Origin of the sequence: Leuconostoc garlicum (genome assembly GCF_001998805.1) — a bacterium.
Taxonomy (GTDB): Bacteria; Bacillota; Bacilli; order Lactobacillales; family Lactobacillaceae; genus Leuconostoc; species Leuconostoc lactis.
Map to the genome: position 1 here is coordinate 433,021 of NZ_CP016329.1, position 12,404 is coordinate 445,424.

Genomic DNA, 12,404 nt, shown 5'->3' on the forward strand with positions numbered 1-12,404 from the left:
CCCAAAAATTCCGGCTCTCCACAACCGGCAACTATTAGTTTGTTGTTTCCGTTTGGTTTGGCCAAATCAGCGCATTGTGCTGTAGCTTCCAATGGTAAACGCCCCATGTCAGCACCATTGACACGACACCAATAGTTAATAGCACCGCTAAATCGCCACCAACATGACCGCCAATTGAAATGACTTCACGGAAGGCATGCACTGAATAAGTCATCGGCATCCATGGATGAATGGCTTGGAAGAAGCCATTTGATAACTCGATTGGATATGAACCAGCACTCGCACTTAATTGTAGCACCAACGCCACAATCATGAGACCAGAACCTAATTTACCAAACATAATACTAAAGAGCAAGACAAATTGATTAAAGGCGAACGCGACTACTAAGGCTACAACGTATAGCATGGCCACGTTTTCTGGATGTAAGCCATCTACCAACAGCAATAATGTGGTAATAATAAGCGCTTGCGCAATCCAAACGGGGATATTCACCGTTTGTTTATCGGCCCACCAAGCAAAGCCACTGCGTGGCTTCTTAGCAACTGTCACAAAGTCATAAATTGCACTAAACGTAATCATACCGACAAAGAGGCCAACTGACATCATATAAGGCGTCATCCCTGTCCCGTTATTATCCACATTCGAGTAGTTCTTTTGGGTTTGCTTAACAGGTTGTGTCAAGGCCTTCACGTTACTTGGTTGACTATGAATCTGCTCAAGTTGAATAGCTCCATCCGCAAGCTTGGCTGCTAACGTCATCGTGCCATCTTGCGCTTGTCCCAAAGCAGAAACTGCTTGGGCAGTACCCGTCGTTAGCTGTTGCGCGCCTTGGTCCAATTGACCGGCACCCGTCGTCAACTGACCATTTTTAGCTGTCAGTTGCCCAAGACCACGATTTAATTGCGTGGCGCCAGCAGCAAGTTGCCCATTTCCTTGTGCCAACTGACCAGCACCAGCTTGCAACTGTGCAGCTGCTGTCGTGACTTGTTGTTGACCAGCATTAACTTGACCAGCACCAGTTGCTAATTGTTGCGCTGCTGGCACAAATTGTTGTGATAATAATTGGCTGACTTGCGTTAAGCTACCGTTTAAGCCATCAATGGCCGCTTTATTGCCGGCTTGTGCTTGCGTAACCCCGGCTTGTAATTGCACTAATTTCGTTTTGAAACCATCAAGTTGTGGGAGCAGCGCCTTGAGTTGCGCCAAACTGTTTGCTAGACTGGCTGCAGCTTGGCCACTCTGCGTTAAATGACCTTTCAGGTCATTAGTTGTGGCAATAAACTGTTGGGCAATCTCTGGATTGGCGGCTAGAAAAGCTTGGAATTTTGGATCGTTTGCTAACTTACCTAGTTGCGCTGCATCTGTGCTTGCCCCCGTCAAGCCAGCCTGTAAGTCTTGCCCGGCTTGCGTCATCGCTTGAGTATCAGGGACATCAGGTAATGTGATGGCATTGACAGCATTAGCCAACTCAGCCAACCCCTTTTCTAATTCAGCTAACTTAGGCGCACTTGTCGTTTGCCCTTTGACAATCCCATCACTCAATTCTTGTAACTTAGTGGCTAATTGTTGTGCGCCATCCGCAACTTGTTGGCTTCCAGCTGCTAACTTTGGTGCATTTTGCGCTAATTGCGACGTTCCTGCCGCTAATTGATTGGCACCATTAGCAGCTGTTGCCGCACCACTAGCAAGTTGACCAGCACCACCATTAGCTTGGACGACACCTTGTGTGTACTGTGCTAGACCTGTTGCCAAAGTTGAAGTGCCTTGTGATAAGACTTGCGCCCCATTGTTGAGCTGGCGACTACCGTCAGCTAATTGACCCAAACCATTATTGAGCTGACGAGCACCATCCGAACCAGCCAGAAAGCCTTTTTGAGAAGCTGCTGTTGCTGACAAAATTGTCTTGTTATAGACACTTTGCAGTGAGCGGTTGACACTATCTTGAATCTTAACCGCCGCCGAACTCGTCATCTTTTCTGCAATAAAACTTTGGCCGGCATTTTGGGCAATGGCAATTTTAGCATACTTTGGTTGATCACTTAGTAATGTCCCCGCATTACGTGTAAAGTTTTTAGGAATGGTAATAGTCATATAATAACGACCAGATGCTAAGCCATCCCGAGCCTGTTGCGAAGAGACTTCCCGCAACTTTAACGGTTGTTCTCGCAATAACTTATCCGTTAAGTCTTGTCCCAAATGTTGCGTCTTATCGTTGATCTTGGCCGGCTGATCATTGTTCACAATAGCCACTGGCAAATGATCTAATCTACCGTAGGTATCCCACAACGATGACAAGAAAATTACAGCATAAATACTTGGAATCATGGCAATTCCAACTAATAATAATTTTAATCCACGCAGCTTACCAATTCGCTGCCATTCTTCACTTTGCCAAAACTTCATGCGCTGCCTCTTTTTCGTGTACTTTTTTATCTATGGATATATTATATACACGGATAAGACGAATTGCAAACAAAAAAAGCAAAATTTCTTTTGCTTTCCTGTCATTGCTATTTAGTTTAAATCATGTCAATCAAAAGTTGCTTGATTTCAGCCAAGCTTGGTTGGCGTGGGTTACCAGGCGTGCACTGATCGTTGTAGACAAGGTCTGTCAATTGATCAACACTCTTCATCAAAGTAGCTTCGGTAACGCCGTTTTCTGACAATGTCAAGTCAACGTCAATTGACTTAGCCAAATCCTTCACTGCGGCAATCAATGATTCTACCAATTCAGCATCTGTGTTACCCTTCAAGCCAAGGTAGCGGGCAATATCAGCGTAATCCTTTTGTGCTGTGTATGTTTCATAGCGAGGATATGGTGTGCGCTTCACGTTACCTGTCACAGCATTGAACTTAATCACGTGTGGCATAGCAATCGCGATTGACAAACCGTGAGCCAAACCGAATTCACCACCGATCTTGTGTGCAAGTGAGTGGTTGATACCAAGGAAGGCGTTGGCAAATGACATACCAGCAAGTGTTGAAGCATAGTGCATCTTCGTACGTGCGTTTTGACCTTCCTTTGTTGGGTTCTTTGGATCGTAGTTGTATGATGTTGTCAAGTTTTCAAAAATCAACTTGATAGCTTCCAAAGCCCATGGACGTGTGAATTCTGACGCCATTACTGAAACATATGATTCAAAGGCGTGTGACAAAGCATCCAATCCTGAGAAGGCAACTGTACGCTTTGGCACAGTCATGACGAATTCTGGGTCGACAATAGCGACTTCTGGTGTCAATTCGTAATCGGCCAATGGATACTTCACGTGTGTTTCATCGTCTGTAATAACGGCGAATGGTGTCACTTCAGAACCAGTACCTGATGTTGTTGGAATGGCAACCATTTGTGTCAAACGTGCGTGGTAGAACTTCACGATACGCTTACGGATGTCCATGAACTTTTGTTGCAATTCCATGAACAATTCCTTGATACCTTCTTCGTCTGACAAAATACCTTCGTGACGTGTTGAGTATTCGTACAAGAAGCGACCAATCTTACCGGCATCAAGTGCTGAACCACCACCAAGCAAGATGACAGTATCAGGCTTGAAGTCAGCCATTTGACGTGCAATTTCAACCGCTTGTGACAATGTTGGGTCTGGTTGTACTGAGCCATAGATTGATGTTTCAACTTGTTCTTGACGCAATTCTAATTGACTCAAAACCTTACCAACGAAGCCGAATTGTACCATACCTGGATCGGCCACGATGAAGGCACGCTTAACTGATGGCAAATCTTGCAAATAAGTGATGGCGTTAGCTTCGTAGTAAACTTCCTTTGGCAAACGAATCCACTGTGGCCGGTTACGACGACGCGCCACTGTTTTAATATTAAGCAAATCGTATGTTGACAAGTTGTGAGACAATGAATTCTTCCCCCATGATCCGGTACCAAGCGTCAATGATGGGCGCATAGCATCTGTATAGATATCACCGACACCACCGATTGAATCTGGTTGGTTAACCAAGATACGTGATGCACCGATAGCATCAGCATATTCCTTAATAAATGGATCATCTTGTGATCCGATTTGAATAGCCGCGTTGTGTCCGGCACCTTGATAGTCTAAGAGTGCTTGTACTGTGTCGATAGCTTCTTCACGTGTGTCGACCTTATAAAGTGACAACAATGGTGAAAGCTTTTCTGATGACAAGGCTTCACCGATGTTCTTGCGGTCTAATTCAAACAACAAGACATCCTTACCTTCAGGAATCTTAACACCAGCTTGTTCAGCAATCCAACGACCTGACATACCAGCAACTGGACCAGCAACACCAAAGCCTTCTGCATTTGGCTTGAAGACGAAGTCAGCGATCTTCTTGTAGTCCTTCTTAGGTACCAAGTAAGCACCTTGTTCTTGCAACTTTTGCAAAATTTCATCATAAACAGGGGCTTGGATAACCGCTGAGTTTTCAGTGGCACAGATCATACCGTTGTCAAAACGCTTTGACAACAACAAGTCAGATACCGCACGGTCTGTATCAACAGTTGCATCGATATAAACCGCACCGTTACCGGCACCAACACCCATTGAAGGGTTACCTGACTTCAAGGCTGCGTTAACCATTGATGGGCCACCAGTAGCCAAAATTGAGGCAATACCAGGGTTTTGGATCAAGGCTGTTGTCGCATAAATTGATGGTGTTTCAATCCATTGGATGAAGTTCTTAGGTGCGCCAGCCTTCACCGCTGCTTCATAAACAATCTTAGCAGCGTGTGCTGAAGCCTTTTGTGCTTGTGGGTGGAAAGCAAAGATAATCGTGTTACGCGTCTTTGCTGTCAACATAGCCTTAAAAATTGTTGTTGACGTTGGGTTAGTTGTTGGCACGATACCAGCCAATACCCCAAGTGGTGCAGCGACTTCAACCTTTCCTTGGATTTTATCTTCGCTAATCACACCAACTGTCTTATCAAACTTGATGGCGTTATAAACAGATTCTGAAGCAAAACGGTTCTTTGTATCCTTATCTTCAACAACCCCACGACCAGTTTCGTCGTGTGCTTCGTGCGCCAATAGCAATGAGTTTTCTGATCCAGCCAAGGCCATTGCTGCAACAATCTTATCAACTTGTTCTTGTGTATATGTTGAGAATTCAGCCAAAGCCTTTTGAGACTTTTCAACCAATTCTGCTGTCATTTTTTCAGCTTGTGCTTGTAATTCCGCCTTTTCTTCTGGCGTCAAAGCCTTCTTTGCAGGCTTCTTTTCATTTGCGTCTACCATAATGACTACTCCTTTTATCGTTTGCTCATTTATTAACAATCTAAGTATATAACAGCCTGGTTTAAAATGCAAGTTTTTTAGGAATATTTTTTAAAACGTTGATTAGTCAACGTTTTAAAACAGTTTCATTGCTATTATATTTTTGTGTATTTATATACAATGTTGGTCAAAACGGTGAATTGATCACAAAAATCAATGCTGAAAACAATATAAAAAAAGCGTAGCGCTAAATGTGGTGTACCCCGAAAGTTAAAGCAACTTTCGGGGTTTTATTTATGACTAAAATTTCAAAACAAATTAAACTTCAGGCAATTCAAGATTATCTGTCTGGAAAATATTCCATACGTGGCATTACTGCTCGATATGGTATTGCTAACAGTGTCTTTCGCATGCTTATTGCCGCATACAAAAGTTTTGGATCAGATATATTATTTAATCCACCAGCAATCACACCTGAATTTAGGATTAAAGTGGCATCATGGGCCATTCAAAATAACGCTTCTCATAGCCAAGTGGCTGCTAAGTTCGGCTATACAGGCATTGCCCAAATTGTTTCGTGGAAGAAGATCTATTCACAACTAGGGCCAAATGGGTTATTATCTATTCAAAAAGGACGATCACCTAGAATGGCTAATAAGAAACCTAAGCAAGTAAAACAGCTCACAGAAACTGAAAAACACATTGCCCAACTAGAAGACGAAAACCTACGACTAAAGATTGAAAATGAAGCGTTAAAATTATTAGCCTCGATTCAGCAACGAACCGACAACTCGCAGAAGTAGCTTGCCGGCTCGAGGCGCAATTTAAATTGGTGGCTATCCTAAAGGTTCTGCCAATCGCAGAAAGTACAGTGCATTACTGGAAACGACAGTTTAAAAATGATGACCCTGATGCACCCCTTCGTGCGGCTATTAGGACAATCTGGGAAGCTGATAATCACTACGGTGTGCGAAGAGTGTATTTAAAGTTACGTCAACAACCAGCGTTTAAAGCGGTAAATCACAAGAAAGTACAACGGCTAATGCATGAAATGGGGCTAAAGGGTGTTGGCTACAATAAGCAATCACGTCAGTATGATTCATCCAAAGGACCTGAAGGAAAACGTGTGAAGAACAAGCTTCACCGTCGTTTCAAGACTAATCGGCCATTACAAAAATTAGCTAGCGATGTTACTGAATTTAAGATTTCAGCGACTGGTGAAAAGGTCTATTTAGAACCGATTCTTGATATGTATAACAATGAGATTCTTACCTATGCCATTAGCACGCGTCCAGATCTCGCCTTTACCTTACAACCGCTTAATCAGCTCGTAGCGCAATTGCCAAAACTTTCGTATCGTACAACAATTCACACTGATCAAGGCTGGCAATATCGCCATAGAACATGGCGTAAAACACTAAAGAAAAACCGCATTATCCAAAGCATGTCGCGTCGTGCGACTGCTCTAGACAATGCGGTTATGGAAAGCTTCTTTAATAAGCTTAAAGTTGAAATCGGGCCACTAAACAAGTATTCATCAGCTAAAGCGTTGATAGATGCCGTCAATAATTGGATACTATATTACAACAACACACGCATCCAAACAAAATTAAACGGCCACTCACCGGTAGAATACCGACAACTGGCCGCTTGATTAGCTAAAATATTTTACTTTAACTTTTTGGGTACACCACATATTTAACGCTACGCTTTTTTATATCTATGCTTAATGGAATACCATACCACCGTCAACAACAATTGTTTGTCCAGTCACATAATTAGAATCGTCTCCAGCTAGGAAACTCACGACATTAGCAACATCTTCCGGTTCACTCAAACGACCAAGCGTAATTCCATCAGAAAATTGTGCCATTCCCCATTCATCATCTTGACCAGCATTTTGACCGACTTCATGCGCAATGTCCCACATCATTGGTGTCTTAACAATACCTGGCGCAAAAGCATTCACCGTGATACCAAATTCAGCTAATTCCTTAGCTGTCGTTTGCGTAATACCACGAATTGCAAATTTCGTTGAACCATACGCTGTCAAATTAGGATTACCTTGTACGCCAGCTTGAGATGTTGCGTTAATAATTTTACCGCCGTGTCCAAGTGACATAAAGGCATCTGCGGCTGCTTGTGTCCCCCAGACCACACCATTCACGTTAATCCCCCAAGTCCAGTTCATATCTTCTTCAGTAACCGACATAATTGGCGTTGTTGGTGCCACGCCTGCGTTATTGACGATAACATTGAATTCGCCAAATTTTTCTTTTGTTTCAGCAACTGCTGCAAAAACTTCCGCGCGTTTTGCTACGTCTGCCTGAATCGCAATGGCTTCGCCACCGTTGTCGTTAATCTTATCCGCTACTTTTTGTACTTTGTCTAAATGACGGCCAACTACGGCAACCTTAAAGCCATCTTTAACCAATCGTTCCGCAATCGCTTGGCCAATACCTTGTCCAGCGCCTGTTACTAATGCTACTTTCGTCATCTTTTAATACCCTCCTCTTGATAACTATTTCACAAACAATATACACCTTATATGTGAATTTGTAAACAATTACGCTTATATGTTGTTACTGCTATAATAAATGCAAGACAATTAACGGGAGAAATGTATGTATTATCTGGACGGTCAATTTTACCAACTTGGGTTGAAGCAAAAAATCAGTTTCTTTGCCATTTCCCTGATGCTTAATTCGTTTGGTAATGGGTTAAGCGTCGCAACGGCCATGGGTTCTGCACCGTGGACGGCTGGTGCGGCTAATCTGGCGCATCTCACCGGCTGGCAAATCGGCATTTTTCTCGCCTTATTTGCCACATCGATTGCTTTTTTAAATATGTTTCTCGCCATGAATTTTAATTGGATCCGTTTTACAGGAAATGTCCTTTTTGGGCTATCTTTTAGTTTATTAGTCGGCATCTTTGCGGCTTTTTTCGTTAAATTAGGGGTTGATGCCATTGCTTGGTATTGGCGTTTATTGCTCGATATTTTTGCCATTTGGACGATTGGTGTTGCCATTTCCATTTATCAACGCGTAAATTGGGTTTTACATCCCCTAGACGACTTAACAAACATTTTGCGTTTTGACTATTTTCATGGTGATGCGTCAAAAGCCCAGATGAGCAATTTCATCGTCGCGATTGGTATTTCATGCGTGGCCTTTCTCATTAGCCATCAAATTGTAGCGCTTGGCTTAGTCACCCTTGTCTCGTTCTTTTTCCAAGGTCGTAACATCGCTTGGGCTGACCGCCATATCTTTAAACATCTTGTTCACGGCGATGTCCGTGGTGACTAAAAAAGCAACGACCAAAATGGTCGTTGCTTTTTGTATTAACGATAACGTTGACTGGTGCTAGTTTTTCCTAGCGACAGCCAAACCGTCAGTAATAAACTCACCATTACTGGTAACCACCACGTTTTCATCAAGATTGGTGATTGCAAATGACTGATTAACGATAGACTGATAAATAAAATATTCAGGCTCAACGGCCCAACTTGCCACCACCCGGAATAACCCATATCGTGTAACCTTCTCGTGTATAACGCCACGGTTGGTAAAACAACGATAACTGACATAAAACACGATACCATCATAACAAGCATCACCGTTGCTTCAACCGCACTCGTTTCCGTTTGTGCTGCAGCTTGTCGGCCAAAAAAAGCACCCAGCCGAGCGACTACCACGATGATGCTGGCCACAATAACAGACACACTCCCCCAAAACCACACAACCCAATTGAACGCACGACGTGAACTCGTCCCACGAAAATTGGTATACTGCTTAAAAAAGTCAGCTAAGGCCCCCCACGCTGTCATTACCTATTTCCCCCTTTGATAGCTTGCTATCAATCTTACCATATCTTAAAAAATTAAAAAAATTTTTCAATAGTTTATTCACCTTGTTCACAGGATCTCAACCGCAGCCCGTCATGATAAGCTGCGGTTAACCGAGATAAAATGTTAAAATATGAAGATAATCCCTATAAACAAAATCACACAACCAAAGGCAGCAACTATGACCACAACGCCAATTGAAAAACCACGTATTACCATCACAAATGTTATCTGGAGTCTCGACCCCGAGACGCAAGCGGTGAAACTCCTTTTAGTTAAACGCGCTGATACACCTTTCCAGAATTTTTGGGCTTTGCCTGAGACCTGGTTACGTGTCAACGAGAGTGCCCACGAGGCTACTTTACGCCTTGTCAAAGAAAAACTTGGTCTCGATTTGCCAAATGTGCACGCCGAACAACTCGCAACATTTACCGAGCCGAACCGCTCGCCTGGTGAGCGGGCCTTGTCACTCAGCTATATGACCTTTTTACCAAGTTATCCGACACTCCAGCCGGGGCCAGGTGCACTAGACGCCCAGTGGTTTACACTCAAAAAACACCCGTCAGGCTTATTTAGCTTCAAATATCAAGATTTAGCTTTCCAAACACTTGTTGCCGATGACTACATCACCCACCAAGATCCAACCAAGCGCCTCGCGTTTGATCATAACTGGATACTCACCGTCGCTACCCAGCGCATTATCAATAAATTAGACTATCAACCGACCATTTTGTTGATCCTAGGGCCGGCCTTTACACTCAAAATGGCGCGCCATGTTTTTGAAAGTTTTGGTAAAAAAGAGCCTGATAATTCTAACTTTTTACGGAATCATCAACACTTACTACGACCACTTGGTTCCAGCAGCCAAAATCGCCCCGGTCGTCCAGCTAAAAAATATCAGTTGCTTATTCAATAATGCTAGTGTACAATCGCCTTAATTAATAAAAGTTATTTTTACTTTTATTAACAAAGAAGGAGATTTTGTCATGGTCAATTCAAAACGTCTGTTGTTCGTCGTCGGCACTGCCTGGATGATCGATGCGCTAGACGTCGCTTTATTGTCGTTTATGATGCCCCTATTGAAGGCAGAATGGACGCTAAACGAAACCCAGCTTGGGTTAGTCGGCGCCATTACGTCTGTGGGGATGATGCTTGGTGCGTTGTTGTGTGGTAAATTATCGGATCGTTTTGGGCGCAGACGCGTCCTGATGTGGACGCTCGTCCTCTTTTCTTTGAGTAATTTAGCGCTGGCCTTTGCGCCAAATCTTGCTTGGTTTATGGTGATTCGTTTTATTACCGGCGTTGGTTTGGGTGGTGAACTGCCCGTTGCAGCCGCCTTGATTGCCGATCACTATACCGGCACAAAACGCCATCAAATGCTGGTGTTGGTGGATAGTTTTTGGGCTTATGGTTGGATTATCGCTTCACTGATCGCGTTTTTAGTGATTCCCCACTTCGGTTGGCGCACGGCGGCACTCTTAACCGCTAGTTTGTCGCTTTATGCCTGGTATCTCAGGCATCATCTCCCAGAAGATGCCATCACGCCCAAGCAACAAGCAACGCCAGCTTTCCGGACATTATGGTCACCCGAACACCGCTGGCCTTTACTTAATATCAGTCTCGTCTGGTTTATCATCATGTTGACGTACTATGGAATTTTCCTCTGGTTGCCGAGTGTGTTGGTTTTACGCGGCTTTTCCGTGGTACGCTCACTGGGTTATACTTTAGGGATGAGCATTGCCCAACTGCCTGGTTACTATTTAGCTGCCTATCTCTTAACCAAAATGAACTTAAAAAAATTACTCAGTATTTATCTGCTGGGCACAATCGTTGCCAGTCTCGTTTTTGGTCTGGCACACAGCACACCAGTCATTTTGATTGCTGGTGCTTGGCTATCGTTCTTTGATCTTGGCGCTTGGGGCATTCTGATTGCCTTAACGCCTAGCCTCTTTCCCCAAGCCATTCGTGGTACTGCGATGGGGTCAGCTCAATCCGTTGGCCGTTTAGGGGCAACTATTGGACCATTCTTGGTCGGTTGGCTACTCGATGCCAATTTTGGCATCAGTGGCGTTTTCGGCCTCTTTGTCGGCCTACTATTGGTAGCCATGGCACTGATTATTTTTGGGGTTAAAAATTCAAACCCCCAGATAAATTAACAATGACACTAAAAAACACCAATTTTTTTGGTGTTTTTTAGTTTTGAGACGATACAACACCTACTCATAAGACAACCAAATAAAACGTATTTACTGTGGCATCACCAAGTTCTTAATCATACTTTTAGGCTTAAAAACTATGGTAAGATAGTAAACATGATCACCTCGCGCTTCCCCAAAAAGCACGACTACCGCAACGGTCAGTGGTTTCACTAGACACTGTGTCTTGACGTCATGTGTGCAGACGACTTGCCGATACCGTACGCCACCCAACCCCTCTAAAATAATGTAAAGCATGCCAAAATCTATGAACCACGCCAAGATGCTCAGAAGTCAATAAATTGGACTATTTTTATTCAGTTAATTAGGCGACATTTGAGATACGATTGCGATTATAAAAATTGATATACCAACCAATGGCTGCTTGGACTTCAGTTAATGTTTGGTATGCCTTCAAATAAACCTCTTCACGCTTCAATATTGAATGAAACGCCTCCATACGGCCATTATCGTACGGATGGCCTTTGAGTGAATAAGAATGTTTCAAGCCATAATTTTGGCATTTAATATTAAACTCAGCACTCGTGTATTGTGATCCCATATCTGAATGAATAATGAGTGGCTTTCGATGCTTATCTAACGCCATCTGCAAGGCACTTGTGGCTAGCTCGGCTGTCATTGTATCGCCAATTTTATAGCCCAATACTTTTCTCTTCTCAGGATCCAAAACGGTCGCTAAATAGACCCATCTGTGATTAGTCAACTGAATATAAGTGATATCTGTTTGCCAAACACCACTCAAATCATGCAAGTGTCTAATCAGATTGGGCCTTTGATCGACCGTCACCACAGTTTTTGGCTTGCGATAACGTTTTTGCATGCGTGATCTAATCCCTAATTCACGCATTAATTTGAGTGTCATATATTCAGATATTTTTGGACAGTCATTGTTTAGGTGACTATAAGCAGCAATACGACGATAGCCATAAAATTTAAAGGTTTTCCAAACGTCTAAAATATAAGGTTTCAGGGATTCTCTACGCTTTTCTTGTCGACTGGGCTGCCAATGGCGCCAATTGTAATAGGTACTAGATTTGATTTTAAGTGCACTTAAAATACGCACAAGCGCGTAGCCTTGTGCTAAAAATTGATTAACTAGCGGCAATCCCACATTACGGACTATTTTTTGGCTAGTAAGATGG

At 43.3% G+C, this 12,404-nt stretch carries 10 protein-coding genes; 5 read left to right on the plus strand and 5 right to left on the minus strand.

The genetic code is table 11. The annotated features are described in order from the left end of the window. Nucleotides 1–34: 34 nt before the first annotated feature. Both A9176_RS02135 and adhE read right to left on the minus strand, forming a co-directional pair. On the minus strand, nt 35–2,404 hold the full coding sequence (locus A9176_RS02135; RefSeq protein WP_029510058.1) for a YhgE/Pip family protein: 2,370 nt from the start codon (nt 2,402–2,404) through the stop codon (nt 35–37). A 116-nt stretch (nt 2,405–2,520) separates the two neighbouring features. Continuing rightward, complete coding sequence (gene adhE, locus A9176_RS02140) at nt 2,521–5,223, minus strand: bifunctional acetaldehyde-CoA/alcohol dehydrogenase (protein ID WP_029510057.1); 2,703 nt, start codon at nt 5,221–5,223, stop codon at nt 2,521–2,523. Nucleotides 5,224–5,498: 275 nt separating this feature from the next. On the opposite strand from adhE, the gene A9176_RS02145 reads away from it, so the two are divergent. Together A9176_RS02145 and A9176_RS02150 are read left to right on the plus strand one after the other, a co-directional pair. Continuing rightward, nucleotides 5,499–6,005, plus strand: coding sequence for a transposase (locus A9176_RS02145; protein ID WP_077281831.1), 507 nt, complete (start codon nt 5,499–5,501; stop codon nt 6,003–6,005). A 29-nt stretch (nt 6,006–6,034) separates the two neighbouring features. Then, nucleotides 6,035–6,856, plus strand: a complete 822-nt coding sequence (locus A9176_RS02150) for an IS3 family transposase (RefSeq protein WP_242943223.1) — start codon at nt 6,035–6,037, stop codon at nt 6,854–6,856. Nucleotides 6,857–6,928: 72 nt separating this feature from the next. Here A9176_RS02150 and A9176_RS02155 read toward each other — a convergent pair whose 3' ends face one another. After that, nucleotides 6,929–7,699: a (S)-acetoin forming diacetyl reductase gene (locus tag A9176_RS02155; RefSeq protein ID WP_029509990.1), complete on the minus strand. Its 771-nt coding sequence runs from the start codon at nt 7,697–7,699 to the stop codon at nt 6,929–6,931. 127 nt (nt 7,700–7,826) lie between these two features. Here A9176_RS02155 and A9176_RS02160 point away from each other — a divergent pair, with 127 nt between their 5' ends. Then, a complete protein-coding gene (locus tag A9176_RS02160; RefSeq protein WP_029509989.1) occupies nt 7,827–8,507 on the plus strand; it encodes a hypothetical protein in 681 nt (226 codons plus the stop codon). 35 nt (nt 8,508–8,542) lie between these two features. Here A9176_RS02160 and A9176_RS02165 read toward each other — a convergent pair whose 3' ends face one another. Continuing rightward, nucleotides 8,543–9,028, minus strand: a complete 486-nt coding sequence (locus tag A9176_RS02165) for a DUF805 domain-containing protein (protein WP_029509988.1) — start codon at nt 9,026–9,028, stop codon at nt 8,543–8,545. A gap of 199 nt (nt 9,029–9,227) precedes the next feature. Here A9176_RS02165 and A9176_RS02170 point away from each other — a divergent pair, with 199 nt between their 5' ends. Together A9176_RS02170 and A9176_RS02175 are read left to right on the plus strand one after the other, a co-directional pair. Continuing rightward, nucleotides 9,228–9,962, plus strand: coding sequence for an NUDIX hydrolase (locus A9176_RS02170; protein WP_077282013.1), 735 nt, complete (start codon nt 9,228–9,230; stop codon nt 9,960–9,962). 70 nt (nt 9,963–10,032) lie between these two features. After that, nucleotides 10,033–11,202, plus strand: coding sequence for an MFS transporter (locus A9176_RS02175; protein ID WP_029509986.1), 1,170 nt, complete (start codon nt 10,033–10,035; stop codon nt 11,200–11,202). Nucleotides 11,203–11,566: 364 nt separating this feature from the next. Here the strand turns inward: A9176_RS02175 and A9176_RS02180 are convergent, their stop codons facing one another. Beyond that, on the minus strand, nt 11,567–12,373 hold the full coding sequence (locus A9176_RS02180; protein ID WP_198150931.1) for an IS3 family transposase: 807 nt from the start codon (nt 12,371–12,373) through the stop codon (nt 11,567–11,569). Nucleotides 12,374–12,404: the final 31 nt, after the last annotated feature.